This window comes from Mesorhizobium sp. KR1-2 (assembly GCF_040045035.1).
In the GTDB taxonomy this organism is placed as follows: Bacteria; Pseudomonadota; Alphaproteobacteria; order Rhizobiales; family Rhizobiaceae; genus Pseudaminobacter.
This window is the reverse complement of record NZ_JBDZDS010000003.1, coordinates 145,635-171,488: the sequence shown is the minus strand read 5'-3', so window position 1 is coordinate 171,488 and position 25,854 is coordinate 145,635. Positions and strand designations below refer to the sequence as shown.

Below are 25,854 nucleotides of genomic sequence, written 5' to 3'. Positions count from 1 at the left end.
TGATCACAAGCCGGAGGGAGGGAGCATGTCGGGCTATTTTCTTTATCATTCGATCGGGACCTTTCCCGGCAAGGCGGAAGCCGTGGGCGCTGCCCTGTCGGCCTTCTCCGGGGTTTGGTCGGCCGAGGATGATGGCCAGTGGCCGGCCGCGATGGCCGTTCGCCAGCGCTTCATCGACAGCTGGTGCTCACTCATCGACGCGCCTGCCGGCTCGCTGACCACGGCGGAAAACGTCACCACCGCGCTCTACAGCTTCATCGGCGGCCTGCCGAAAGCGCACCTGAAGGGCCGCCGCTTCCTCGTCGCCGGCGATTGCTTCCCGAGCCTGCATTTCCTGCTGGCCAAGCTTTCCGAGCGTTTCGGCTTCGTGCTCGACACCGTGCCGCTGCGCCCCGGCGAGACCTGGGTGCGCGACGAGGACGTCATCGCCCGCTGGCAGGACGACGTCGGCGTGGCGCTGCTTACCTTCGTCACCTCCACCTCGTCGCACCGCTGCGATGTCGCTCGCCTTGCCGAGCATGGCCGGCGCATGGGCACGCTGGTGGGCGTCGACATCACCCAGGGCGTCGGCGTGGCGCCCTTCACGGTCAGCGCTACCGGCGTCGACTTCGTCGTCTCCTCGTCGCTGAAGTGGCTGTGTGGCACCTCCGGCGCCGGCATCCTGCAGGTGCGGCCCGAACTGCTGGCGACTTGCGAGCCCGAGCTGCGCGGCTGGTTCAGTCAGGAAAATCCCTTCTCCTGGGACCTCGACAAGTTCACTTACGCCTCGGATGTGCGCCGCTTCGACCACGGCACGCCGGCGATCCTGGCCAGCGTCGCCTCGCTGCCGGGGCTGGAATGGGTCACGCGCACCGGCGTCGATACCATCCGCGCGCACAATCTGGTGCTGACCGAGCGCATCATCGAGCGCGCGCTCGAAAACGGCTGGTCGGTTGCCTCGCCGCTCGACGAGCGTGAGCGCGGCGGCAGCGTCATGCTCACCTTGCCGGAAGGCGTGGATGCGCCTCGCCTCATTTCGGTACTGCGCGCCGAGAAGCTCTACTGCGACGCGCGGGGCTCCACGCTCAGGCTGTCGCCGGGCGTGGTCACCTGCGACGAGGCCGTCGAGAAGCTGTTCAGTGGTCTCGAACGGCGGATCGGCTGGCGCGATCGGCGCGCTTCCTAGCCTTGGAATTCAGGTATCGCCCCGCCTGCACCGTCCGGTCAACAGGACGCTGGAAGGGGCGGAAAATGCGCCACATGGTGTGGCCGAACAAAGGGAGTGAAAATGTTCAAGCGTCTGGGACTTATGGGAATGATGGTGGCGGCCGGCTTCGCCTTTACGGCGCCGACCTTTGCCGACACGATCACGGTGGGCGCCTATCCGGCCAATCCGCCGTGGGAATACAAGACCGAGGCGGGTGACTTCGAAGGCTACGAAGTCGACGTCGCCAATGAAGTCGGCAAGCGTCTCGGCATGGAAGTCGAGTTCCAGGACATGGGCTTCCAGGCTCTGTTCGCCGGCACCAGCTCGGGCCGCATCGACTTCGCGATCTCGTCGATCTCGATCACCAATGAGCGCCTGCAGAACCAGTCCTTCACGCAGCCCTACTACGACAGCGACGGCACCGTCGTCGGCAAGTCCGATTCCACCGTCTCCTCGCTGGAGGATCTGAAGGGCAAGACCATCGGCGTCGTCGCCGCCACCACCGGCGAAGCCTGGGCCAAGGAAAACGCCGAGAAGCTCGGCATTGCCGAGGTCAAGAGCTACGCCTCGCAGCAGGATCTGCTGCTCGAGGTGCAGAACGGCCGCATCGAAGGCGGCGCGGGCGAACTCGCCGGCTTCCAGTATGCCATGACCAAGATCCCGGGTCTGAAAATCCTCGTCCGCATCCCCACCGGCGAGCGCTTCGCCATGATGGCCAAGAAGGACCACCCGCTGGTCGAGAAGGCTAACGATGCGATCTCGGCGATGAAGGAAGACGGCACCCTGGCCGCGATCCACAAGAAGTGGTTCGAGGCTGATGCCGATCCCGAGACCAGCACCATCAAGGTCATGCCGCTGCCGAAGGCGGAGTAATCCGGTCTGGAAGCGCCGGTGCATGGCGCCGGCGCTTCTGCCATATCCACTTCGCTGCCGCCGCCTGGCGGCAGCGAAGGTTCCTCAAGATGCGGGCTCGGTCCATGGAACTGATCAATACCTTCTTCAACTGGGATGTCCTGGTCAGATCTTTCCCGATCCTGCTGCGCGGGCTCGGCAACACCATTCTGCTCGGCTGCGCCAGCATCTTCTTCGGCTGCATCGCCGGCCTGCTGGTCTGCCTGGCGCGTCTCTACGGGCCGCGTCCGCTCAAGGCGCTGGCCGTCTTCTATGTCGACGTGTTCCGCGCCCTGCCGATCCTGGTGGTGCTGATCCTGATCTATTATGCGCTGCCCTTCGTCGGCATCCGCCTGTCTTCCTTCGCCTCGGCCACCATTGCGCTGTCGATGGTGCTCGCGGCCTTCACGGCCGAAGTCTGCCGCGCCGGCATCGAGAACATTCCTCGTGGCCAGTTCGAGGCGGCGGCAGCACTTGGCCTGCCGTTCTGGCTGGCTTTGCGCAAGGTGGTGCTGCCGCAGGCGCTGCGCGTGGTCGTGCCGCCGCTCACCTCGAACTGCGTCTCGGTCTACAAGGACACCGCGCTCGCTTCGGTCGTGGCCATGCCCGACCTGTTGAAGCAGGCGACCGATGCGCAGGCGCTTATGGCCAACCCAACCCCGCTCATCGGCGCGGCGATCATCTATCTGGCCTTCCTGTGGCCGCTGGTGCGCCTCGTCAGCCATCTCGAGGCACGCGGCAAGCGCGCCTACGGAAGAAGCTGAAACACCCAATTCCGGCACAACCCGGCGGCGTCCGCGCCGCGTGAAATTCCTCGACTTCAGAAAGCATATCCATGACCCAGCATAGCCCGATCGTGCCTGCCGACGCCGCATCGTTCCCGGTCGAACAGGCGCGTGCCATGTTCCCGGCCTTGCAGCAGGCCGGCGACTTCATCTTCTTCGACAACGCCGCCGGCGCGCAGATCCCGCAGAGCGTGCTCGAAGCCGTGCAGAACCACCTCGTCGGCCACAATGTCCAGCGCGGCGGCCGCTACGGCCGCAGCGTCAAGGTCGACCAGTCGGTCGCCGAGGCACGCGAGAGCGTGGCGCTGCTGATCAACGCCTACAGCCCGGCCGAGATCTGCTTCGGCATGAACGCAACCTCCTTCATCCGCCTGGTCAGCCTCGGCATCGGCCAGATGCTTGGCGAACGCGACGAGATCATCGTCACCGACATGGACCACGACGCCAACATCGCCACCTGGCTGGCGCTGGAGTCCGCCGGGGCCAAGTTCGTCTGGTGGCGTATGCGCGAGGACGGCAACCTGCATGTCGACGATCTGCGCCCGCTGGTCAACGAGCGCACCCGCCTCGTCGCCTGCACGGTGACGGCGCATTCCATCGGCTCCATCGTCGACGTGGCCTCCGTGGCCAAGATCGCGCATGCCGCCGGCGCCGAAGTGTTCCTCGACTGCGTGCATTATGGTCCGCATGGCCTCATCGACGTGCAGGCCTGGGACTGCGACTATCTGGTCTGCTCGGGCTACAAGAACTTCTCGCCGCATATGGGCTTCCTGTGGGGCCGCTTCGAGACGCTGAAGCGCCTGCCCACCTTCCGCGAGGATTTCATCCCGGACGAGCCGCCCTACAAGGTCGAGGCCGGCACCTTCATCTACGAGAACGTCGCCGGCATGGATGCGGCGGTAAAATATCTGGAATCGGTCGGCCGCAACTTCGCGCCGTCCAACAATCTCTCGCGCCGCGAAAACATCGTCGCCGGCATGGGCGCCATCCGCGCTTATGAGCTCTACCTCGCCCGCGAGATGATGCGCGTGCTGAAGGATTGCGGCGCCACCATCTACGGCGTCGACGACGAAGCCCGCATCGACGAGCGCGTGCCGACCTTCTGCTTCAACATCGGCAAGCTGTCGCCGCAGATGATCGCCGAAGAGATGTCGGAAATGCAGATCGGCATCCGCGACGGCCACATGTATGCGCCGCGTCTCATGGCCCGCCTCGGCCTCAGCATGGACAGCGGCGCGGTGCGCCTGTCGCTCGTGCACTACAACACGATCGGGGAAATCCACCGCTTCGAGAAGGCGCTGAAGGAACTGATCGCCCGCCATTCGTGAGGGCTTCAAGACAAAAGCTTGGGGCGAGATAGCGAAAAGCCGTCTCGCCCTGGGCGGTTGCCGGGTTGGGGCACGCCCGGCATATGAGAAGGGGCGCGACCGCGAATGGTCGCGCCCCTTCTATTTGGTAGCTGCGTTTGCTGCCCGGCGAGCGCTCAGCTCGGGTTTTCGAGCGTGAACATGTCCGTCTTCTCGTCATAGGCGAAGAGCTCGGCATAGCGGGCCCAGCTCGTTATCGCCCGCAGCGTGTACTCCGCATTCTCCTCCGACATGTGGTCCTCCAGCTCGTCGCGGAAGCGGCGGGCGGGGGCCTCATGGCTCGCCCGCTCGTCGAGTTTCCGGCGGATATGGGCCGCCAGCGGCACATGGGCGGCAAGCTGCTGGGCAAACAGGTGCTTGCGCTCGTCCACCTCGGCCTCGGCAAAGCGCATGCCCGCCGGGGTCAGGCGGATGTCGCCCTCGGCCAGTTCGGCGAAGTGAAGCAGTTGCAGCGACTCCGCGATCGGGAACAGGTCATCGATCTCCAGCTGCAGGCTGGCCGCCAGCGGCGGCAGGTCGGCCTTGCCGCGATAGGGCTCGGCGGCCACCGTTTCCATCATGCCGGCCAGCAGGTTGGTCGAGACGCGCGGCAGCACCATGTCGATGCCCGAACCGGGGAAGACGCCGTCGCGGGCCGGCTCGGTCACGGGCTTGCGGGCTGTCATGCGCTCATAGATATCCTCCACCAGCGCGCGGAACGCGGGGTCGAGCCGGTCGCGCGGCTGCGGCAGGTCGATGCGGATCTCGGCCGCCACCCGTCCCGGATTGGACGAGAAGATCAGCACGCGGTCGCACATCAGCACCGCTTCCTCGATGTTGTGCGTCACCATCAGGATCGACTCGATGGGCATGCGCCCCTCCGACCAGAGGTCGAGCAGGTCGGTGCGCAGCGTTTCGGCCGTCAGCACGTCCAGCGCCGAGAAGGGCTCGTCCATCAAGAGCACCTTGGGGTGCACCACGAGCGCTCGGGCAAGGCCCACACGCTGGCGCATGCCGCCCGACAGTTCCTTGGGATAGGCGCTCTCGAAGCCGTCGAGGCCGATCAGGTCGATCGCCTCCAGCGCGCGCTTGCGCCGTTCCGTGGACTCGATGCCGCGCGCCTCGAGCCCGAGCTCGACATTCTGCAGCACGGTCAGCCAGGGAAAGAGCGCAAAGCTCTGGAACACCATGGCGATGCCTTCGGGCGTGCCAGTGACCGGCTTGCCCTCGAAGGTGATCGAACCGGAGGTCGGATTGATCAGACCGGCAATCGACCGTAGCAGCGTCGACTTGCCCGAGCCGGAGCGGCCGAGCAGGCCGACGATCTCGCCCGAGTTCAGGCTCAGTGCGACTTTGTCCAGTACGACGAACTGGCCGTTGTCGTAGCTCTGGCAGCAGCCCTTGACCTCGACCAGCGGAGCGGCGTTTGCAACGGTTGCGGTGGTATTGACGAATTCATTCATGGGTCGGTCTCCCGATCGAATAGATATAGTGTCGGTTCAGTCGAGGCGCAGGCGACGCTCGGCAAAGACGTAGAGCGGGCGCCACAGGATGCGGTTGAACATGGTCACGAACAGCGACATCACCGCAATTCCCAGCACCACGCGGGGGAAGTCGCCGGCTTCGGTCGCCTTGGCGATGTAGGCGCCGAGCCCGTAGGCCTCGAGATGCGTGTTGCCCCAGCTCGCTAGCTCGGCCACGATGGAGGCGTTCCACGAGCCGCCTGTGGCGGTCAGCGCCCCGGTCACGTAGTAGGGGAAAATCCCCGGCAGCATGACCTTGGTCCACCAGCTCCAAGAGCTCAGGCGGAACACCGCAGCCGCCTCCCTGAGGTCGGAGGGAAAGGCGCTGGCGCCGGCAATCACGTTGAACAGGATGTACCATTGCGTCCCCAGGATCATCAGCGGCGAGAGCCAGATATTGGGGCTGGCGCCAGTGGCGACGATGGCGATCACGGCGAAGGGAAACAGCACATTGGCCGGAAACGCTGCCAGGAACTGCGCCAGCGGCTGCACCTTCTGTGCCACCGCCGGACGCAGCCCGATCCAAACGCCCAACGGCACCCAGATCAGGCTGGCAAGGCCGACCAGAACGGCCACCCGCAGAAGCGTCGCGAAGCCGCCGCCGAAAGCCGTCGCCACATCTCCCCAGCCCAGCGTGCGCCGGATATAGGCCACGGTCACCACCGCTCCGGCCGCGGCCAGCAGCACGATGAAGGTCAGCCACAGGGCATCGGCGATCCTGCTGCGCCGGCCAGGCTCGGCCGGCGGCGGCGCCTTGTGGGGCCGGCCGGCGCCCACCAGCATCAGCTGGTCCCAGCCGGCGGCCAGAGGCCTTCCCACCAGTTTCAGCATGCGCGTGCGGCGCAGGAGGTCGTAGACCCAGGAGCGCGGCTTCTGCTGGGCCGCGGTCTGCTCGGCGCGGAACTTGTCGGCCCAGGCCACGATCGGCCGGAACAGCAGCTGGTCGTAGAGCAGGATCAGGATCGCCATCGCCAGCACGGCCCAGCCGACGGCGACAAAATCCTCCTTGGAGATCGCCAGCGCCAGCCATGAGCCGATGCCCGGCAGCTCCACCGTGGTGTCGCCCACGGTGATGGCCTCGGAGGCGACGACGAAGAACCAGCCGCCCGACATCGACATCATCGTGTTCCAGATCAGCCCCGGCGCCGCAAAGGGCGCTTCCAGCCGCCAGAAGCGCTGCCAGGCGGTGAGGCCGAAGCCGCGGGTGACCTCGTCCAGGTCACGCGGCACGGTGCGCAGCGACTGGTAGAAGGAGAAGGTCATGTTCCAGGCCTGGGCGGTGAAGATCGCGAAGATCGAGGCGCATTCGGCGCCGAGCTGGCTGCCGGGGAAAAGGCCCAGGAAGAAGGTCACGGTGAAGGTCAGGAAGCCCAGCACCGGCACCGACTGCAATATGTCGAGCGCTGGAATGATCACCATCTCGGCCCGCCGGCTCTTGGCGGCCAGCGTCGCCACCACGAAGGTGAAGATCAGCGAGGCGATGATGGCCGCGAACATGCGCAGCGTGGTGCGCAGCGCATATTCGGGCAGGTTGGCCGGGTCGAGCGTCACGGGCGTGGTGGTAAGCAGCTCCGCCGAGCCGCGCATGGCGATTGCGCCGTGGGCCACCAGTACGAAGACCGCTCCCATGATCGACAATGCGAGGATGTCATAAACGTTGGGCACGATGCGTGCGCGCGACAGCGTAGCGGCGTCGCTCAGCGATTGCCGATTGTGAGGCAGGAAGATCATATGCGAACCTCGAAGTCCGTATGCGGGAGGCTGAATTGTGCTCGGAGGCGGGTCCGCCGTTTGTGCATCGTCGGCATGACGGCGGGATGACCCAGGACGAGAGGCGCGCGTTCGTCCGCCGCGACCGGCATGGGTTGCGGCGGGCGAAGGATCTTCGCGATCAGGAAAAAAGCGTTGGCGGCGCGGACGGGAAGGTCAGGCTGCGAGAGCGTATCGGAAGCTGCGACTGACACCCTCTTCGGAGAGGGTGCGATGCTCGCGCGACCAGCGGCCTTCGAGCCGTCCGGTCAGCGGATCCCGCTGCCAGTGGCAAATCAGTTCGGCGCGGCGGGTTTCGGCCTTGGTGGGCGCCGCCGGCCGGACACTCTTGCGAGTGAGGGGAGCCGCGCTGCGCATGGCAAGACGCACCGTGTCGCCGTCACGAAATGAGAGGATGATGTTGTTCATGGCTCACCTCCTTGGTCCGACAGGACCCGGAAGCGAGCGGACAGACCGTCAGGCCTTGCCGAAGCTCACCCGGCGGGACATGCCGGACGCGGTATCGATTGTCGTATGCGGTGTCCGGATCGGGCTCAGAGCCGTCCCCGAACAGCGACTAGAATGACTGTCCATAACCTGTTCGATCTGTTGATGACTGCCTCGGGCACGCCCGAAACAAGGGTGCCTTACGCCCGTATTGTTCAAAGTGTCAAGCGCCAATTGGCTGCCCCGGTGCGAGTAGCCGCAATGTGATGCAGTGAAGTCAACACGGTCGGCAAGCCGCCCTTGCAACAACTATTGCGCGCGCGATTCCGGTGACAGTTCTATGAGGAAAAGCCTCGCTGCGGCATCGGTCTGGATACGCACCGTCTGCCGTGCGTCGTCGAAATGAGCGGTGTCCAGCGCGCCCAAGGCAACCGCCGCTCCACCGGCGCTTACGTGGCACGCACCGCTCTGGCAGAACACCAGCAGCCCGGACGCAGCCGCGGCGATGTCGACCGTGCCGCTGACGTCCAGCCGCCGCATCCTGTGGCTCAGCCGGCCGCGCCGGGTCATGATGTTGAGATCGGTCACGGTGCCGCCGATTAGTTCGGCACCGGTGGGCGCGTCGCCGGGGAAGGGGAGCGGCGCCGAGCCGGTCGTCAGCTCGGTCGTTCCCATGCCCTCGACGGTCAGGCTGAGGCCGTCGCCGTCCAGCACCGCCAGCGTGCGGTCGATGCCGGCGAATACCGAAAATGGACCGCCGCTCGCCACCGTCGCCATCGACAGCCGCCAGTCGAAATCGTCTACGGACGCACCTTCCGGCGAGACGGCGATTTCCGTCGTCTCGCCGCCGCCGTTCTTCCATGGCATTCGCCGGTAGTCGGCTGCGCGGAAGATGCGCATCACCCCAGAATGCCCGGCAGGTTGAGGCCGTGCTCCTTGGCGCATTCGATAGCGATGTCGTAGCCGGCGTCCGCATGACGCATCACGCCGGTGGCCGGGTCGTTCCACAGCACGCGCTCGAGGCGGCGTGCCGCGTCTTCGGTGCCGTCGCAGACGATGACCATGCCCGAATGCTGCGAGAAGCCCATGCCCACGCCGCCGCCATGGTGCAGCGACACCCAGGTCGCGCCGGAGGCGGTGTTGAGCAGCGCGTTCAGCAGCGGCCAGTCGGACACGGCGTCCGAGCCGTCCTTCATCGCTTCCGTCTCGCGGTTGGGCGAGGCGACCGAGCCGGAATCGAGGTGGTCGCGGCCGATCACCACCGGCGCCTTCAGCTCGCCCTTGGCGACCATTTCGTTGAAGGCGAGGCCGAGCCGGTGGCGGTCGCCCAGGCCCACCCAGCAGATGCGCGCCGGCAGGCCCTGGAAGTGGATGCGCTCACGCGCCATGTCGAGCCAGTTGTGCAGGTGCTTGTTGCCGGGCGTCAGCTCCTTCACCTTGGCATCGGTCTTGTAGATGTCTTCCGGATCGCCCGAGAGGGCGGCCCAGCGGAACGGGCCGACGCCGCGGCAGAACAGCGGGCGGATATAGGCCGGCACGAAGCCGGGGAAGTCGAAGGCGTTTTCCACGCCCTCTTCCTTGGCCATCTGGCGGATGTTGTTGCCGTAGTCGACGGTCGGGATGCCCTGGTGGTGGAAGTCGAGCATGGCCTTCACATGCACGGCCATGGAGGCGCGCGCGGCCTTGGCGACGGCCTTCGGGTCGCGCTCGCGCTTTTCTTCCCACTCGGCCACGGTCCAGCCGATCGGCAGGTAGCCGTTGACCGGGTCGTGCGCCGAGGTCTGGTCGGTCACCGCGTCGGGCTTCACGCCGCGCTTGACCAGTTCCGGCAGGATTTCGGAGGCATTGCCGAGCAGGGCGACCGAGATCGCCTTCTTTTCCTTGGTGGCCTTGTCGATGATGGCCAGCGCGTCGTCGAGGTCCTTGGCCAGCACGTCGACATAGCCGGTCTTCAGGCGCATCTCGATGCGGCTGGCCTGACATTCGATGGCCAGGCACGAGGCGCCGGCCATGGTTGCCGCCAGCGGTTGCGCGCCGCCCATGCCGCCGAGGCCGGCGGTCAGGATCCAGCGGCCGGAAAGGTCGCCATTGTAGTGCTGGCGGCCCATTTCCACGAAGGTCTCGTAGGTGCCCTGCACGATGCCCTGCGAGCCGATATAGATCCAGGAGCCGGCCGTCATCTGGCCGTACATCATCAGGCCCTTCTTATCGAGCTCGTTGAAGTGGTCCCAATTGGCCCAATGCGGCACGAGATTGGAGTTGGCGAGCAACACGCGCGGGGCATCCTTGTGGGTACGGAAGACGCCCACCGGCTTGCCCGACTGGACGAGCAGGGTCTCGTCGCTTTCCAGCTTGCGCAGCGCCGAGACGATGCGGTCGAAGCTATCCCAGTCGCGCGCGGCGCGGCCGATGCCGCCATAGACCACCAGTTCGCCGGGCTTTTCGGCGACGCCCGGGTCGAGATTGTTCATGAGCATGCGCAGCGGCGCTTCCGTCAGCCAGCTCTTGGCGGTGAGCTCGGTGCCGGTTGCGGCGCGGATGGTGCGCGAATTGTCGATGCGGGTGTGTTGGGTCATGCGTGGTCTCCAGCAGGAGGGCAGGTGGCGCCTCAGGCGCGCGCCCAATCGAGTGCGGTTTGAAGGATTTTTGTCAGGGTCGCGCGGATCGGCGCGGCGTATTCGGCGTCGTAGGCGGCCGGCCAGTTGTCGGCATTCACCGGGCCGGACCGCTCGTGCATGTAGCCGCGGCAGGAAAGCTCCATCTGCAGCGCGTGCACGCCCGCTTCCGGCTTGCCGAAATTGCGGGTGATGAAGCCGCCCTTGAAGCGGCCGTTGACGACGTGGCTCTCGCCGGTGCCGGCCATGATGTCGGCCACCAGCTTCTGCAGCGCCGGATCCGTGCTGGCGCCGCTGTTGGTGCCGAGGTTGAAGACCGGCAGCTCGCCGTCGAACAGGCGCGGGATCACCGAGCGGATCGAGTGGCAGTCATAGAGCACGACCTTTTCATGCGCCTTGCGCAGACGCGCCAGCTCTTCGGCTAGTGCTGCGTGATAGGGCTCGAAATAGGTCTTCCGCCGCTCGGCGATCTCTTCCGAACTCGGCGCATGCCCGTCGCGATAAAGCGGCTCGCCGTCGAAGGTGGTCGTCGGGCAAAGCTCGGTCGTTGCCTGGCCGGGATAGAGCGAGACGCCGGACGGGTCGCGGTTGACGTCGATCACCGTGCGCGAGATCGAGGTGCGCACCACGGTTGCGCCGAGTCCGGCGGCGAAGTCGTAGAGCTTTTCGATCCACCAGTCGGCGTCCTTGCGGCCAAGCCAGGGCGAGACCAGACGATCTTCGAGGCCCGCAAGGTCGGTGCCGGTGTGCGGGATCGACACCAGCAGCGGCGCCTCGCCGCGCGTGATGGAGAGCCAGGGCGTGTCGCTCATCCCTCGCTCCCCGCAATAGCCGGCAGCTTCACCGCGCTCGCGGCGGCGATCACCGCGCCGCTGCGCACCAGCGCATTGGCCTTTTCCATGTCGGGGTGGAAATGGCGGTCGTCGTCGAGGTGCGGCACCTCGGCGCGCAAGAGCTTGCGCACGGCCTCAAGCGGTGCGCTGGAGGTCAGCGGCGCGTGGAAGTCGCAGCCTTGTGCTGCGGCCAGAAGCTCGATGCCGATGACGGCGGTGGCGTTCTCCACCATGCCCATCAGCCGGCGCGCGCCATGGGCGGCCATGGAAACATGGTCTTCCTGGTTGGCGGAGGTGGGGATGGAATCCACGCTCGCCGGATAGGCCTTCTGCTTGTTTTCCGAAACGAGGGCTGCCGCCGTCACCTGCGGGATCATGAAGCCGGAGTTGAGGCCGGGCTTCGGCGTCAGGAAGGCCGGCATGCCCGACAGCGCCGGGTCGACCAGCATGGCGACGCGGCGTTCCGACAGCGAGCCGATCTCGCAGACGGCCAGCGCGATCATGTCGGCGGCAAAGGCCACCGGCTCGGCGTGGAAATTGCCGCCCGAAAGGGCGGTTCCGTCCTCGGCGAAGATCAGCGGGTTGTCGGTGACCCCGTTGGCCTCCGTTTCCAGCGTGTCGGCGGCCTGCCGCAGCACGGTCAGGGCGGCGCCCATCACCTGCGGCTGGCAGCGGAGGCAGTAGGGGTCCTGCACGCGCTCGTCGCCCACGCGATGGCTTTCGCGGATGGCGCTGCCTTCCATCAGCGCGCGCAGCGCATCGGCCGTATCGATCTGGCCCCGGTGCTTGCGCAGCATGTGGATGCGCGGGTCGAACGGCGCGTCCGAGCCCTTGGCGGCGTCGGTCGACAGCGCGCCGACCACCAGCGCCGAGTGGTAGAGTATCTCGGCCTCGAACAGCGCGGCCAGCGCGTAAGCCGTGGAGAACTGCGTGCCGTTGAGCAGCGCCAGACCTTCCTTGGGGCCGAGCGTCACCGGCTCCAGCCCGTGCGAGACGAAGGCCACCTTGGCCGGCACGCGGCCATGCGGGGTGAAGCAGTCGCCCACGCCGATCATCACCGCCGTCATGTGCGACAGCGGCGCGAGGTCGCCCGAAGCGCCCACCGAGCCCTGCGCGGGCACCACCGGGATCACGTCGTTGGCCAGCATCTTTTGCAGAAGCTCGACGGTCTCGACCTTCACGCCCGAAGCGCCCTGCGCCAGGCTGGCAAGTTTCAGCGCCATCATCAGCCGCACGACGGCGACCGGCATCGGCTCGCCGGTGCCGGCGGCATGCGACAGCACGATGTTGCGCTGGAGCGTTTCGAGGTCTGCGGCCGGAATACGCACGGATGCGAGCTTTCCGAAGCCGGTGTTGATGCCGTAGACCGGCTCGCCCTTGGCGACGATCTTTGCCACCGTGTCGGCGCTGGCCTGGATTTTCGCCCTGGCGCTCTGATGCAGCTTCGGCACCGCGCCGCGATAGATGGCGCGCCAGTCGGCCAGCGTGGATTCGCCGGGCTTCAGTACAAGTTCAGTCATTTTCCTCTCCAGACGCGGCTATGCAGCGGATTGAATCCCATTCGGTAGACAAGTTCGGCCGGGCGCTCGATGTCCCAGATCGCGAGGTCGGCCCATTTGCCGGCCTCCAGCGTGCCGGTTTCGCCAAGCAGCCCCAGCGCGCGCGCCGCCTCGCGGGTCACGCCGGCGATGCATTCGTCGACGGTCATGGCAAACAGCGTAGCGCCCATGTTCATGGTCAGCAGCAGCGAGGTCAGCGGCGAGGTGCCGGGGTTGTTGTCGGTCGCCAGCGCCATCTTCGTGCCGTGGCGACGGAAGAGGTCGACCGGCGGCTTCTTGGTCTCGCGGATAAAATAGTATGCGCCGGGCAGGATTACCGCCACCGTGCCGGCCTTGGCCATGGCCGCGGCACCTTCCTCGTCCGTGTATTCGAGATGGTCGGCCGACAGCGCGCCGTAGCGGGCGGCGAGGGCCGCACCATGCAGGTTGGAAAGCTGGTCGGCATGAAGTTTTACCGGCAGGCCGTGGGCCTTGGCCGCGTCGAACACGCGCGTCATCTGCTCGGGCGAAAAGGCGATGCCTTCGCAGAACCCGTCGACCGCGTCGGCCAGTTTTTCCGCCGCGATCGCCGGCAGCATTTCGTCGGCGACCTTGGCGATGTAGGCGTCCTTGTCGCCATTGGCCTCCGCCGGCAGCGCATGCGCGCCAAGGAAGGTGGTGCGAACCGTCACCGGCCGCTCGTTGCCCAGCCGCCGCGCGGCGCGCAGCGACTTGGCCTCGTTCTCCAGATCGAGCCCGTAGCCGGATTTCATTTCGACGGTGGTGACGCCTTCGGCCAGCAGTGCGTCGAGCCGGGGCAGGGACTGCCGCACCAGCTCGTCCTCACTCGCCGCGCGCAGCGCCTTCACCGAGGAGACGATGCCGCCGCCGGCGCGCGCGACTTCCTCATAAGTGGCACCCGCCAGCCGCATCTCGAATTCGTTGGCGCGGTCGCCGGCGTGCACAAGGTGCGTGTGGCAGTCGACCAGGCCGGGCGTGATCCAGCGGCCTTCGCAATCCACCGTCTCCGCGCCGTCGCGCAGCGCGGCGGGCAGGTCGGCCTCAGGCCCGGCATAGACGATGCGGCCGTCCTTTGCGGCGACGGCGCCGTTCTCCACGATGCCGAGGCCGGGTGCGTTTTCGGCCAGTGTCGCGAGGCGGGCATTCCGCCACAGGCGGACCCGTCCCGGTTGCGCGTTCTCGCGTTCCTGCATCATGATTTCCGTTTCCATCCCGATCTGTTTATGTATATACATAAGAACGACAGACGCAAGTGTCTTGTGAAGGTGGACTTGGAGACCGGAGGGGAAGGCCGATGACGACGATTTTTGCCGGGCAGGCGCTGCTGCCCCAGGGCTGGCGCAACGACGTGCGGCTGACCGTCAAGGACGGCCGGGTCTCCGCCGTCGAGCTCGACGCCGCTCCGCAGCCCGGCGACGAGCGCCATGAAATCATCCTGCCCGGCATGCCCAATCTGCACAGCCACGCCTTCCAGCGCGGCATGGCCGGCCTTGCCGAAACGCGCGGTCCCGGCGCCGACAGTTTTTGGTCGTGGCGCGAGGTCATGTACCGCTTCGCCCTGTCGATGACGCCCCGCCAGGCCGAGGCCGTTGCCGCCCAGCTCTATGTCGAGATGCTGGAGGCCGGTTTTTCCCGCGTCGGCGAGTTCCACTACCTGCACCATGATCTCGACGGCGGGCACTATGCCAACATCGCCGAGATGGCCGAGCGCATCGCTTCCGCCGCCGCGCGCACCGGCATCGGGCTGACGCTGCTGCCGGTCTTTTATGCCCATTCCGGTTTCGGCGGTGCGGCGCCCAATGAGGGTCAGCGCCGCTTCATCAACGATCTCGACAGTTTTGCGCGCCTGCTCGAAGGCGCCCGCGCGGCGGTGAAAAATCTGCCCGGCGCGGTGGTCGGCGTTGCGCCGCACAGCCTGCGCGCGGTGACGCCCGAGGAGCTTGCCGCCGTCGCTGCCATGACGGACGGGCCAATCCACATCCACGTCGCCGAACAGGTGAAGGAGGTGGAGGACTGCATCGCCTGGTCCGGTGCACGCCCGGTCGAGTGGCTGCTCGCCAACGCCCCGGTCGACGGACGCTGGTGCTTCATCCACGCCACCCACATGCTCGAAGCCGAAACCATCGGGATGGCCTGGAGCGGGGCCATCGCCGGCCTCTGTCCGGTCACCGAGGCCAACCTCGGCGACGGCACTTTTTCCGCGCCGCTGTTTGCCAAGCATGACGGCCGCTTCGGCGTCGGGTCCGATTCCAACGTGCTCATCGGTCTGCCCGATGAGCTGCGCCAGCTCGAATATTCGCAGCGCCTGGCTCGCCGCCAGCGCAACGTGCTTGCGGCTCCCGGCCAATCGAACGGCCGCGCGCTGTTCGACGGCGCGCGCGCAGGCGGCGCGGTTGCACTCGGCGCTGGCCCGGCGGAAATAGCCGCCGGCGCATCGGCCGATTTCGTCTCGCTCGATGCTGACAACCCCTCGCTGGCGGGCAAGAAGGGCGATGGCGCCCTCGACGCCTGGATCTTCGCCAACGGCACGAAGGTCGACAATGTCTGGGTGCGCGGCAAGAAAGTTGTGGCCGGCGGCAAACATTTCATGCGTGATGCCATTGCCGAGGAGTTCCGAGCCGTGATGAATGAGCTTGCCGCGGGCTGAAGCATAAGTTGCCGCGGCCTCTGGATAGCGCGATGGAAAAGATGGACACCTTGAAGGAGCAGGAACCGACATCGCTGCACCAGCGCATCCTCGCTGACATCAGCGAGCGCATCCTGTCGGGCGAATGGGCGCCAGGCCATCGCATTCCCTTCGAGCACGAGCTGACCGAGGAGTATGGCTGCTCGCGCATGACCGTGAACAAGGCGCTGTCGGAGCTCGCCAAGACGGGCCTGATCGAGCGCCGCCGCCGGCTGGGCAGCTTTGTCCGCCGGCCGCGGTCGCAGGCGGCCGTGCTGGAGATCCACGACATCAAGGACGAGGTGCAGGCGCTGGGCCTGCCCTACCGCTACGAGCTGGTCTCGCACCACAAGCGCAAGAGCACGCCGGCCGACCGTGCACTGATGGAACTGCACGAGGCCGGACCGGTGTTGGCGCTCAAATGCCGGCATTTCGCCGGCCCGCGCCCCTTCTGCCTGGAGGAGCGGCTGATCAACCTCGTGGCAGTGCCCGAGGCGGCTGGCGAGCCCTTCGACGTTGACGCGCCGGGGCCGTGGCTGATCGGCCATGTTCCGTGGAGCGCAGCCGAGCACCGTATCGGGGCGACCGGCGCCGACGCCGAAATCGCCGCCGCGCTGGGCATCGAGCCCGGCGTGCCCTGCCTGGTCGTCGAGCGCCGCACCTGGATCGCCGAGCACCCGGTCACCCATGTGCGCTTCACCTATCCGGCCGACAGCCACACCCTGGTGGCCCGCTTCACGCCCTCGCAGACGCGGTGAGGTCTTTTGCCTCTCCCGTCGAGGGAAGGGTGCAGAGGGCAGCTGCCGACTTCTATTGCTACCCCATCAACTCCTGCGCCTCGGCCCACAGGCGCCGCGTCAGTTCGCCGGCGGGCATCTCGCGTCCAAGCCGGCCTGCCTGTCCCGACCATAGCGACATGAAATCGCTGGAACCTGCCGGCTCGCTCTTTGTCCTAAGCGGCGCCAGCGCGCCGCCGGCGAGCGGGAAAGCCGGCGCAACCTCCGACATCGGCCCGACTTCGCGCATGATGCGGTTGACGATGCCGCGCGCCGGACGTCCGGTGAAGACATTGGTGATCGCCGTCGCGTCGCTGCGCGTCTCACGCAGCGCCTGCCGGTGCAGTGCCGCCACCTTGGCCTCGGGACTGAACAGATAGGCGGTGCCGATCTGCACCGCCGAGGCTCCCAGTGCGAAGGCGGCGACGATGCCGCGCGCGTCGCCGATGCCGCCGGCCGCGATGACCGGCACCGACACCGCATCCACCACCTGCGGCACCAGCGCGAAGGTGCCCACCTGGGTGGCGATGTCGTCGGTCAGAAACATGCCGCGATGGCCGCCGGCTTCCGCGCCCTGCGCGATAATGGCGTCGCAGCCATGGTCCTCCAGCCAGCGCGCCTCGTCCACGGTCGTTGCGCTCGACAGCACTTTCGCGCCCGCTGCCTTGACCCGCTCGACCAGCGCCTGCTCCGGCAGGCCGAAGTGAAAGCTCACCACCTCCGGCCGGAATTCCTCCACCATTTCACACAGCCCTGAGTCGAAGGGCGTGCGGCTGGAGTTCGGCACCGGTGCTTCCGGGTCGAGCCCGAGCTCGACATAGTAGCTGGCCAGCCGCTTGCGCCAGGCGGCCTCGCGGGCGATGTCGGGCGTGGGCGGCGTGTGGCAGAAGAAGTTGAGGTTGACCGGCCTTGTCGTGCGCTGGCGGAAAATGCCGATCTCGGCGCGCATCTGCTCAGGCGAAAGCAGCGCGCAGGGTAGCGCCCCAAGCCCGCCGGCCTCAGCCACTGCGATCGCGATCTCGGAGCCGACGGGCCCCGCCATCGGCGCCAGCAATATCGGCAGCTCGATGCCGGCAAGTTCCTGGAAGCGGCGGTCTCTGTGCATGGGCGCTCCGTTCAGATGGTTTGGTGAATGTGGGTGGCCGGACATCCGAACGCCGCGGCCTAAGGCATTGATCAGGCGGTGATGATCCTGTCCATCGGGATATCGTGCGGCTGCGGGTAGATGGTGGCCAGCCGCCCCTGGCTGTAGCCTACGCCGATGATGAGCGGCTTAAGCGGCATGGCTGCCAGCGTGCGGTCGAAGAAGCCGCCGCCATAGCCCAGCCGATAGTTTGCCGCGTCGAAGCCGACCAGCGGCGCGATCACCACGTCGGGAAGCACCGCCGGCCCGTTCGCGGGCGCGAGAATGTTCCACACGCCGCGCTCCAGCGGCTCGCCCGGCCCCCAGGCGCGAAACTCCAGCGGCTGGCCGGACTTGATCACCACCGGCAGCGCGAAGCGGCCGCGGGCCGCGATGGTCTCGTTCATCCAGCCGCGCAGGTCCGGCTCGCCCTTGAACGGCCAGTAGAGGCTGATGAGCTTCCCGCTCGGGTCGCCGATCGCCTCGGTGAGCCCTGCCGCGATCGTCTCCGTGCGCCGCGCCCGCTCGTCGGCCGGCACGGCCATGCGCTCGTCGATCAGGCGCTGGCGCTCAGCCTTGCGCCAGCGCACCACATCGGCCCAGGCGGTCGGGTCCGCCGGGCTGTTGTCGGGCTGAAATTCCGGTGTCAGCTCATGCATAAAGCAGGGCGGTGAGGCATAGCCGGCCGCGTTGTCCTTGTCGCTCATGAAGCCTCCTTGCTGGGCGGCTGCGCAGGGCAACTATCCGCCTCGGAGGGCCAAAAGGCAAACCGAAACGCCGGCTGGACGAATACAAAACCGGCTCTGACGCGCATTGACGCCACGCCAACCCGCTGCTGCAATGGGGAGACTGGAGGCGCCATGCGGCAGCCATTCTTCACCATCGGTCATGGCACGCGCAGCATCGAGGCGTTCGTCCATCTGCTGCAGCTTGCCGAGGTGGCGCTGGTGGTCGACATCCGCACCGTTCCGCGCTCGCGCGCCAATCCGCAGTACAATGCCGACGCGCTGCCGCAAAGCCTCGCCGCCTTCGGCATCGACTACATCCATCTCGTCGAGCTCGGCGGCCTGCGTGCCCGCTCAAAAACGGTGCCGGCCTCGGTCAACGGCTTTTGGGAAAACCAGAGTTTTCACAACTATGCCGATTACGCGATGGGCGCCGAGTTTCGCGCCGCGTTTGACCGGCTGGTGGAGATGGGCCGTGCGCGGCGGCTCGCGGTCATGTGCGCGGAAAGCGTGTGGTGGCGCTGCCACCGCCGCATCGTCGCCGACTACCTCATCGCTCGCGGTGAGGCGGTCTTTCATCTCATGGACCCCGACAAGATCGAGCCCGCCACGATGACACCCGAGGCAGTGCCGCAGCCGGCCGGCCGGCTCGCCTATCCGGCACCGGCTCCCGCCTGAGCTCACCTGCCGCGTCGGCGCCGCAGCCCGTCGAAATAGACGATCACGATGATCAGTGCACCGGTGATGATGCGCTGCCAGAACGAGTTGACGTTGAGAAGGTTGGCGCCGTTGTTGATCGTGGCCAGGATAAAGGCGCCCAGCAGCGGCCCGTGCACCGAGCCGATGGCGCCGAATAGGCTGGTGCCGCCGATCACTGACGAGGCGATAGCCTGCAACTCCCAGCCTTCCGCCTGCGTCGGGTTGCCGATGCCGATGCGCGAAGCCAGCAGCACGCCGACGAAGGACGCGCAGAGCGCCGACAGCGTGTAGGCGAGATAGATGGTGCGGCTGACGTTGACGCCCGACAGGCGCGAGGCCTCGGCATTGGAGCCGACCGAGAACAGATAGCGCCCCCAGCGGCTGTGGTGCAGGAACACATAGGCCGGCAAGCCCACCAGGATCACCATCCAGAACAGGTTCGGGATGCCGGCGAAGGTGTTGCGCGAGAACTCGGAGAAGGCGTCGCTCTGGATCGAGATCGAGTTGCCGTTGGTCATCAGAAGGCCGATGCCGCGCAGCGAGGTCAGCGTCGCCAGCGTAATGATGAAGGGCGGCAGCCCCATCTTGACGATGCCGAAGCCGTGGAACATGCCGATGCAGACGCCTACCGCAAGCGTTGCCAGCACTGCCACCCAGATCGGGAAGCCGGCGTTGATCATCATGGCGACGATGACGGTGCAGAAGCCGACGATGGCGCCCACCGACAGGTCGATGCCGCCGGTGATGATGACGAAGGTCTGCCCCACCGCCAGGATCGCGATCATCGCCCCCTGACGCATCAGGTTGGCGATGTTGTTGGCGGTGGCGAAGCTCGGCGTGGCCACCGCCAGCACGGCCCACAACAGCAGCAACAGCGCCAGCAGCGTCAACCCGAACAGGATGCTGTAGTTGCGCTTCGGCCTCTCGATGGTCGTCGTTTCTGCGCTGATGGTCATCGGCGTTCTTGTCCCTCGTTATCCTCGCGGCTGCGCGTCACGCCCCGATTGCCTTGGTCAGTATGTCCTCATGGTTGCCCTCGCCGTGGCGATGGCTGGCCACCAGCCGCCCGCGCCGGAACACGTGCAGCGTGTCGGCCAGCTCGTAGACCTCCGGCAGGTAGGACGAGATCAGGATGATGCCGGCGCCGCCGGCGAGCAGCGTCGAGAACAGGCGGTAGATCTCGGCCTTGGTGCCCACGTCCACGCCCACCGTCGGTTCGTCGAAGATGAACAGTCTTGCCCCGTGGTTCAGCCATTTGCCGATCACGATCTTCTGCTGGTTGCCGCCCGAGAGGCTCGAGGCCAGCGCCTGCCGCCCGGCGGTCTTGATGCGCAGGCCGGCGATCTGGCGGTCGGCATGGTCGGCCTCCTGCGAGCCGGAGATCAGCAGGTGCCGGCTGATGCGCTTGTAGATCGGCAGGTTGAGGTTGGTGCCGACGGCGAGGTTGAGGCACAGGCCCTGGTCGCGGCGGCTCTCCGGCGCCAGCGCCATGCCGAGCCTCATGGCGTCGCGTTCGCTGGCGATCTCGACCGGCGCGCCGTTCCACAGCACCGTGCCGGCAGTCTTCTTCTCGCGTCCGTACAGCGTCATGACGAATTCGCTGCGCCCCGCGCCGATCAGCCCGTAGAGGCCGACGATCTGGCCCGCCCGCACCGACAGCGACACGTCCTCGAACCCCTTGCCCGACAGGTTTCTCGCCTCGACGATCGCTGCGCCGGGCTCGAAATGGTTCTTGTGGTAGATCTGCTCGATCGAGCGGTTGATCATCATGCGCACCAGCTCGGCCTCGTCGGTCTCGCCGATGGTGCGGGTGCCCACCAGGGTTCCGTCGCGCAGCACGGAAACGCGCGTGGCCAGCTCGAACACCTCCTCCAGCCGGTGGCTGATATAGACGATGGTGACGCCCTCGGCCTCCAGCCGCCGGATCAGCGCGAACAGCTGCTCCGTCTCTTTGCGGGTGAGATAGGCGGTCGGCTCATCGAAGATCAGGAAGCGCGTGCCGCGTATGGTGGCGCGGGCGGCGGCGATCAGCTGCTGCTGGCCGATGGTCAGGTCGCCAAGCACCACATCCGCCGGCAGGTCGAAGCCGAGATCGTCGAGGATGCGCTGCGCCCGCTGCACCATGGCGCGGCCCTGCAGCAGGCCGAAGCGGGTGTTCTCCTCGCCGAGGAACATGTTGGCCGCGACCGTCAGGTGGCGGCACAGCACCACCTCCTGGTGCACGGCGTTGATGCCGAGCGCGATCGCCTCGTTGGGCGTGGCCAGCGCCACCGGGCGCCCGTCCCAGAACACCTCGCCGGCGGTACGGGAGATGACGCCGGTCAGCAGCTTGATCAGCGTCGACTTGCCGGCGCCGTTCTCGCCGACGATGGCGTGGATCTCGCCGGAGTTGAAGGTCAGGTCGACGGGTTTCAGGGCGTGGGTGCCGACATATTTCTTCTCGAGCCCCTTCAGCTCGAGTATCGGCTGCCCGTCAATCGTTTCCAACGGAGCCGGGTGAACCTGGCCGTCGAGGGTGGATAGGGTCATGACAATCCTCCCGATTGGCATGCTGCGCCTGCGGGCGCGTTATTGGCCCACCTGTTGCAGCAGGGCCGGCCTCCGGGCGTCCCCGCCCGGAAGCCGCCGCGCGTCGCGGGCTTGTCAGTCCAGCTTCGGGTTCAGCAGAGCGGCGATCTTCTCGTCGCTCATATTGTCCTTGGTGACGAGGTTGGCGCCGGTGTCGACGAAGGCCTCGACCTTCTCGCCCTTGGAGGCGGCCAGCGCGGTCTTGATGCCGTCGTAGCCCATCCGGTAGGGGTCCTGCACCACGAGGCCGGAGATGACGCCGTCCTTGAGGAACTTGATCAGCTTGTCGTCGCTGTCGAAGCCGATCAGCGCCACCTTGCCGGAAAGGTTGTTTTCCGCCACCGCCTGGCCCACGCCCTGCGCCATGATCAGGTTGGAGGCGAAGATGCCCTTCAGGTCGGGGTGGGCAGTGATCAGGTCGGTGGCGATGTTCAGGCCGGTCGTCGCCTGGCCGTCGGCATATTTGTCGGCGATCAGCTTCAGGCCTGGATATTTCGCTGCGATCTGCTCCTTGAAGCCCTGGGCGCGCTGCTCCAGCGAGCCGGCGCCGGGCAGGGCGGTGATGAGGGCCACGTCGCCCTCGATCTTGCCGCCATTGGCGGCGGCGATGGCGGCGGCCAGGCCGTCGGCGGCGACGCGGCCGCCCTGCACGTTGTCGGTGGTCAGGAAGGAGGTGAAGGCGTTGGATTCGGCGCTGGAGTCGATGCCGATGATCTTCACCTTGGTTGCCGCTTCGTCGATCGGCTTGCCGAGCGCCTTGGCTTCGGTGGGCGAGATCACCACCGCGGCCGGGTTGCCGGCGACGGCGTTTTCAAGGATCGAGATCTGGCCGTTGACGTCGGTCTCGGCCTGCGCGCCCAGTTCCGGCACGTTGACGCCAAGATCCTTGCCGGCCTTGCGGGCGCCGGCGAGCACGATCTGCCAGTAGAAACTGGTCGTGTCCTTGACGATGATCGGGATGGTCGGGTCGGCGGCGGAAGCAGGCAGTGTCGGGGCAAGCCCCATCATGGCGGTGGCCGTCGCGAGCGCGACGAACGAACGGCGTGTGACGAATGCGGTGAAAAGCTTCATTGGCATCCTCCCTGGGGCGCCTTGTTCCCTTCTGCTCTATCCGGGTCGATCAGGCGCTCATCGAACCGGATTTTATGTATAAAAAACAAATGACGGTTTTTGTTAATTCAATCGCGCTGCGGTTGCAAGACACTTTCCGGTCTCACCACGCCGGCTCGAACTCCCCCGGCGACAGCACGCCCTTGGTCAGGATCAGGTTTCCGTAAAGCTTGAGTTCGCCGGTGGCCACCACATAAGCGGCCTTCCGCGCGCGCTCGTAGAAGGCGAAGCGCTCCAGCGGTGCCACCACGAACGGGCCGGCGAGCCGGTCGATGATCTCCTCGAAGGACAGGCAGATCGGAGGCACTTCCTCCGGCGTCTCCACCATCGCCATGCGGTAGGCGGCAGCCGGCGCGAACGTGTCGAGCGGCATGTGGGTCAGGATCGCCTCCACCAGCGCTTCGGCGCCGATGCCGTCGGCGCGTATCACCGGGCGGCCGAGCGTGCTGGCCGGGAAGTTGGCGTCGGCAATCACGATCTCGTCGCCATGACCCATGGTGCGCAAGGCGTGGAGAAGATCGGGCCCGAGCAGGGGGTGGACGCCTCGCAGCATGTCTGGTCTACCTCAGCGGAATGTGTGGGGCTCGAAATCCGCATAGGCGGCTTCGGGCACGCGGGTGTTCAGGAGATCGAGGTTGCGCGCCAGGCTCGACGGCTTGGCGGTGCCGATCAGCACCGTCGCCACCGCCGGCTCGTGCAGCGGAAATTGCAAGGCCGCTGCCGCCAGCGGAATGCCGTGGGCTTGCGCCGTGGCCTCCAGCGCAGCGACACGGGTGAAAACTTCGGCCGGGGCTGGGCCGTAGTCGAAGGTCGCGCCGGGCACCGGCCCCGTCGCCAATATGCCGGAGTTGAACACGCCGCCGATCACCAGCGAGGTGTTTCTTGCGCGGCACAACGGCAGCAGCTTCTCCTCGGCCGAGCGGTCGAGCAGCGAATAGCGCCCGGCCAGCAGGATGCAGTCGAGCGGCGCCTCGGCCAAAACGTCGAGGCAGATCTGCACCTCGTTGACGCCCAGCCCGTAGGCCGCGATCGTGCCGGCGGACTTCAGTTCCTCCAGCGCCCTCAGCCCGCCCTCCATGAGCTGGCGGAAGTGTATGTTCGTCTTCTCCACGCCATGCGTGTAGACGCCGATGTCGTGCACGAAGAGGATGTCGATGAGGTTCAGCCCCAGCCGGGCGTAGCTGAACTCCACCGAGCGCATGATGCCGTCATAGCTGTAGTCATAGTCCACCCGGAACGGCAGCGGGTCGACATAGCCGAGGTCGGGCACCTGGTCGTCCGGCACCGGGCTGAGCAGCCGGCCCACCTTGGTTGAAAGCACGTAGTCGCCGCGCTTCTTGTCGCGCAGGAAATCGCCGACCCTCCGCTCCGACAGGCCGAAGCCGTAGAAGGGCGCGGTGTCGAAATAGCGCAGGCCGGCCTGCCACGCCCGCTCGAGGGTATCCATCGCCGCCTCGCGCGGGCAGGCGCGGTAGAGCCCGCCGATGGCCGCGCCGCCGAAGCTCACCTCGGTGACCTCGAGCGCAGTGTCGCCGATGCGGCGCTTCTTCATGAACTCCCTCCCCGAAGACCCCGTTCCCAGAGGAGCATTATCCGGTTCCCCGGGTCCGCTCGCTCATCATGCTCCCGCTACAGCGTCGCGCCAAGATGCCACGGCACGAATTCGTTGTCGCCGTAGCCGAACAGCTCGCTCTTGGTCTTGCGCCCCGACGCCGTCTCCACGATCAGCTCGAATATCTCGCGACCCAGCTCGGCCACCCCGATTTCACCGGAAGCGATGCGGCCGCAGTCGATGTCCATGTCCTCCTCCATGGCGCGGTAGAGGGCGGTGTTGGTGGAAAGCTTGATCGACGGCGTCGGCCGGCAGCCGAAGCAGGAGCCGCGCCCGGTGGTGAAGGCGATGATGTTGGCCCCGCCCGCCACCTGGCCGGTGGCCGAGACCGGGTCGTAGCCGGGCGTATCCATGAAGACGAGGCCGCGCTCGGTCACGCGCTCGGCATAGCCGTAGACGCCGCGCAGCGGCGTCTGGCCGCCCTTGGCCACCGCGCCGAGCGACTTTTCCAAGATGGTGGTCAGGCCGCCCTTCTTGTTGCCGGGGGAGGGGTTGTTGTCGAGCGAGGCGCCATGCATGGCGACATAGTCCTCCCACCACTTCACATAGCCGTCGAGTTTTTCGGCAACCTCGGGCGTGGCGGCGCGAGATGCGAGCAGGTGCTCGGCGCCGTAGATCTCGGAGGTCTCGGAAAGGATGCCGGTGCCGCCCGCGCCCGCCAGTATGTCCACCGCGGCCCCCAGCGCCGGATTGGCGGTGATGCCAGACATGCCGTCCGAGCCGCCGCATTGCAGCCCCACCACGATCTCGCTCACCGGGATCGGCTCGCGCTCCAGCTGCCCAACTTCTTCGGCGATCTCGGCCAGAATGCCCAGCGCCCGCTCCACCGAGCGGCGCGAGCCGCCGGCTTCCTGGATGTTGAAGTGCCGCTTGCCGGCGGCCACGCCCTTCTGGCCGTAGAGCGTCAGCTGGTTGACCTCGCAGCCCAGCCCCACCATCAGCACGCCGCCGAAATTCGGGTGCCGCGCATAGCCGGCCAGCGTCCGGTGCAACACGCGCATGCCGTCGCCGGTGCCGCTCATGCCGCAGCCCTGGTCGTGTACGATGGGCACGAAGCCGTCGATGCCCGGAAATCTGGGCAGCAATGTCCGGTTTGCATGTTCCGCGATCGCCCGGCACACCGTGGTCGAGCAGTTCACGCTGGCGATGATGCCGATGAAGTTGCGCGTGCCGGCGCGCCCGTCGGCGCGGCGATAGCCCATGAAGCTGCGCGCCCGGTCGGCCTCGGTCGCCTGCACGGCCGCCGCCGGCGGCACCACGGGCAGGCGCCCGGCCTCGAAAACCAGATTGTGCGAATGCACGGCCTCGCCTACGGCGATGTCGCGCGTCGCCCGCCCTATCGCCTGGGCGTATTTCACCACCGCCGCGCCCGTCGCGATCGGCGCGATCGCCACCTTGTGGCCGGGGTCGATCGCCTCCAACGCCACGCCGCCGCGCGGCAGCGCCGTGCCTGGCTCCAGGCGGCCATTGGCCACGGCGACATTGTCGGAAGCGGACAGCACGATGCAGCTGGCGGGGTTCACGCTGGGGCTCCTCCTGGCGGCGGGCGGCACTTGCAACCTGCTCGATTTTGTCTTTTATCGTGAAAAGACATTTTGCCGTCAATCGGTTTTCCGGTAAGGAGCGGCCGGGTGCGCCGCGT

The 25,854-nt window shown here is 66.8% G+C and carries 23 protein-coding genes; 7 read left to right on the top strand and 16 right to left on the bottom strand.

Going from position 1 to position 25,854, the window contains the following annotated elements; genetic code table 11:
* Positions 1-25: 25 nt before the first annotated feature.
* The 4 genes from ABLE85_RS08540 (at position 26) to ABLE85_RS08525 (ending at position 4,190) form a co-directional block, all read left to right on the top strand.
* Entirely contained in the window at positions 26-1,165 is a 1,140-nt protein-coding gene (locus tag ABLE85_RS08540; RefSeq protein ID WP_348792287.1) for an aminotransferase class V-fold PLP-dependent enzyme, read from the top strand.
* Between the two features lie 102 nt (positions 1,166-1,267).
* Positions 1,268-2,059 carry an ABC transporter substrate-binding protein gene (locus tag ABLE85_RS08535; protein ID WP_348792286.1) on the top strand — a complete coding sequence of 264 codons (792 nt, stop codon included), beginning with the start codon at positions 1,268-1,270 and terminating at the stop codon, positions 2,057-2,059.
* A 104-nt stretch (positions 2,060-2,163) separates the two neighbouring features.
* Complete coding sequence (locus tag ABLE85_RS08530) at positions 2,164-2,841, top strand: amino acid ABC transporter permease (protein ID WP_348792285.1); 678 nt, start codon at positions 2,164-2,166, stop codon at positions 2,839-2,841.
* Between the two features lie 71 nt (positions 2,842-2,912).
* Positions 2,913-4,190 carry a cysteine desulfurase-like protein gene (locus ABLE85_RS08525; RefSeq protein ID WP_348792284.1) on the top strand — a complete coding sequence of 426 codons (1,278 nt, stop codon included), beginning with the start codon at positions 2,913-2,915 and terminating at the stop codon, positions 4,188-4,190.
* A 155-nt stretch (positions 4,191-4,345) separates the two neighbouring features.
* Here ABLE85_RS08525 and ABLE85_RS08520 read toward each other — a convergent pair whose 3' ends face one another.
* The 8 genes from ABLE85_RS08520 to hutI all read right to left on the bottom strand — a co-directional run bounded on the left by ABLE85_RS08520 (position 4,346) and on the right by hutI (position 14,127).
* Complete coding sequence (locus tag ABLE85_RS08520) at positions 4,346-5,671, bottom strand: nitrate/sulfonate/bicarbonate ABC transporter ATP-binding protein (RefSeq protein WP_348792283.1); 1,326 nt, start codon at positions 5,669-5,671, stop codon at positions 4,346-4,348.
* A gap of 36 nt (positions 5,672-5,707) precedes the next feature.
* The gene (locus ABLE85_RS08515) at positions 5,708-7,462 is read right to left on the bottom strand and encodes an ABC transporter permease subunit (RefSeq protein WP_348792282.1); all 1,755 of its coding nucleotides are present in this window, start codon (positions 7,460-7,462) and stop codon (positions 5,708-5,710) included.
* A gap of 195 nt (positions 7,463-7,657) precedes the next feature.
* Positions 7,658-7,909 carry a hypothetical protein gene (locus ABLE85_RS08510; protein ID WP_348792281.1) on the bottom strand — a complete coding sequence of 84 codons (252 nt, stop codon included), beginning with the start codon at positions 7,907-7,909 and terminating at the stop codon, positions 7,658-7,660.
* Positions 7,910-8,236: 327 nt separating this feature from the next.
* The gene (locus tag ABLE85_RS08505) at positions 8,237-8,827 is read right to left on the bottom strand and encodes a HutD family protein (protein ID WP_348792280.1); all 591 of its coding nucleotides are present in this window, start codon (positions 8,825-8,827) and stop codon (positions 8,237-8,239) included.
* Positions 8,827-10,503 carry a urocanate hydratase gene (gene hutU / locus ABLE85_RS08500; RefSeq protein WP_348792279.1) on the bottom strand — a complete coding sequence of 559 codons (1,677 nt, stop codon included), beginning with the start codon at positions 10,501-10,503 and terminating at the stop codon, positions 8,827-8,829. The genes ABLE85_RS08505 and hutU overlap by 1 nt, the downstream gene beginning before the upstream one ends.
* Positions 10,504-10,535: 32 nt before the next feature.
* Positions 10,536-11,354: an N-formylglutamate deformylase gene (gene hutG, locus ABLE85_RS08495; RefSeq protein ID WP_348792278.1), complete on the bottom strand. Its 819-nt coding sequence runs from the start codon at positions 11,352-11,354 to the stop codon at positions 10,536-10,538.
* The gene (hutH, locus tag ABLE85_RS08490; protein ID WP_348792277.1) at positions 11,351-12,895 is read right to left on the bottom strand and encodes a histidine ammonia-lyase; all 1,545 of its coding nucleotides are present in this window, start codon (positions 12,893-12,895) and stop codon (positions 11,351-11,353) included. Before hutH ends, hutG begins: the two co-directional genes overlap by 4 nt.
* On the bottom strand, positions 12,892-14,127 hold the full coding sequence (hutI, locus tag ABLE85_RS08485; protein WP_348792496.1) for an imidazolonepropionase: 1,236 nt from the start codon (positions 14,125-14,127) through the stop codon (positions 12,892-12,894). Before hutI ends, hutH begins: the two co-directional genes overlap by 4 nt.
* A gap of 101 nt (positions 14,128-14,228) precedes the next feature.
* On the opposite strand from hutI, the gene ABLE85_RS08480 reads away from it, so the two are divergent.
* Positions 14,229-15,581 carry a formimidoylglutamate deiminase gene (locus ABLE85_RS08480; RefSeq protein WP_348792276.1) on the top strand — a complete coding sequence of 451 codons (1,353 nt, stop codon included), beginning with the start codon at positions 14,229-14,231 and terminating at the stop codon, positions 15,579-15,581.
* A 32-nt stretch (positions 15,582-15,613) separates the two neighbouring features.
* Complete coding sequence (gene hutC / locus ABLE85_RS08475) at positions 15,614-16,357, top strand: histidine utilization repressor (protein ID WP_348792275.1); 744 nt, start codon at positions 15,614-15,616, stop codon at positions 16,355-16,357.
* 58 nt (positions 16,358-16,415) lie between these two features.
* Here hutC and ABLE85_RS08470 read toward each other — a convergent pair whose 3' ends face one another.
* Positions 16,416-17,480 (bottom strand): nitronate monooxygenase, encoded by a 1,065-nt coding sequence (locus ABLE85_RS08470; protein ID WP_348792274.1) that lies wholly within the window; start codon positions 17,478-17,480, stop codon positions 16,416-16,418.
* A 71-nt stretch (positions 17,481-17,551) separates the two neighbouring features.
* Positions 17,552-18,205, bottom strand: coding sequence for a 5-formyltetrahydrofolate cyclo-ligase (locus ABLE85_RS08465; protein ID WP_348792273.1), 654 nt, complete (start codon positions 18,203-18,205; stop codon positions 17,552-17,554).
* A gap of 153 nt (positions 18,206-18,358) precedes the next feature.
* Between ABLE85_RS08465 and ABLE85_RS08460 the strand changes: the two genes are divergently transcribed.
* On the top strand, positions 18,359-18,901 hold the full coding sequence (locus ABLE85_RS08460; RefSeq protein ID WP_348792272.1) for a DUF488 domain-containing protein: 543 nt from the start codon (positions 18,359-18,361) through the stop codon (positions 18,899-18,901).
* A gap of 2 nt (positions 18,902-18,903) precedes the next feature.
* Here ABLE85_RS08460 and ABLE85_RS08455 read toward each other — a convergent pair whose 3' ends face one another.
* From ABLE85_RS08455 to ABLE85_RS08430, 6 genes are all read right to left on the bottom strand, one after another.
* Positions 18,904-19,878: an ABC transporter permease gene (locus ABLE85_RS08455; RefSeq protein WP_348792271.1), complete on the bottom strand. Its 975-nt coding sequence runs from the start codon at positions 19,876-19,878 to the stop codon at positions 18,904-18,906.
* A 37-nt stretch (positions 19,879-19,915) separates the two neighbouring features.
* The gene (locus ABLE85_RS08450; protein ID WP_348792270.1) at positions 19,916-21,451 is read right to left on the bottom strand and encodes a sugar ABC transporter ATP-binding protein; all 1,536 of its coding nucleotides are present in this window, start codon (positions 21,449-21,451) and stop codon (positions 19,916-19,918) included.
* A 114-nt stretch (positions 21,452-21,565) separates the two neighbouring features.
* Positions 21,566-22,561, bottom strand: a complete 996-nt coding sequence (locus ABLE85_RS08445) for an ABC transporter substrate-binding protein (RefSeq protein WP_348792269.1) — start codon at positions 22,559-22,561, stop codon at positions 21,566-21,568.
* Positions 22,562-22,703: 142 nt separating this feature from the next.
* The gene (locus ABLE85_RS08440; RefSeq protein ID WP_348792268.1) at positions 22,704-23,153 is read right to left on the bottom strand and encodes an RbsD/FucU domain-containing protein; all 450 of its coding nucleotides are present in this window, start codon (positions 23,151-23,153) and stop codon (positions 22,704-22,706) included.
* A gap of 12 nt (positions 23,154-23,165) precedes the next feature.
* A complete protein-coding gene (locus ABLE85_RS08435) occupies positions 23,166-24,152 on the bottom strand; it encodes an aldo/keto reductase (RefSeq protein ID WP_348792267.1) in 987 nt (328 codons plus the stop codon).
* Between the two features lie 77 nt (positions 24,153-24,229).
* Positions 24,230-25,735, bottom strand: coding sequence for an altronate dehydratase family protein (locus ABLE85_RS08430; protein ID WP_348792266.1), 1,506 nt, complete (start codon positions 25,733-25,735; stop codon positions 24,230-24,232).
* Between the last annotated feature and the right edge of the window lie 119 nt (positions 25,736-25,854).